Source organism: Idiomarina sp. UBA4206 (genome assembly GCF_002383015.1).
Classification (GTDB): domain Bacteria; phylum Pseudomonadota; class Gammaproteobacteria; order Enterobacterales; family Alteromonadaceae; genus Idiomarina; species Idiomarina abyssalis.
On sequence record NZ_DFTS01000002.1, the window covers coordinates 16,481 to 16,801 of the forward strand.

Annotated in this window: 1 protein-coding gene; it reads right to left on the bottom strand. The window is 50.5% G+C overall.

Annotated features, from left to right (window positions below):
- The coding region (locus B3180_RS00175) for a fumarate hydratase (protein ID WP_286842142.1) at nucleotides 1–321 on the bottom strand (321 nt) is incomplete at both ends.

Sequence of the window (321 nt, forward strand, 5' to 3'; positions counted from 1 at the left end):
CTTCCAGTTTCGGCGGAGTTAAATCTGCTGCACCGCTGCCGTCTAAAGTAAAATGCACGTGACGCGTGGCTGCACAGTTTGGAATTAAGGTCACCGGCTTAGAAGCTGCGTGGGTCGGCAGTGATTTAATCTTCACGTCCAGCACCGTTGTTAAACCACCCAGACCCTGAGCACCGATACCTAACGCGTTAACGCGGTTAAAAATTTCTAAACGCAGCTCTTCTTCGGCATTTTGCGGGCCACGCTCAATAAGCTCATGGATGTCGACAGACTCCATTAAGGATTCTTTTGCCAATACCGCAGACTTTTCAGCCGTACCGC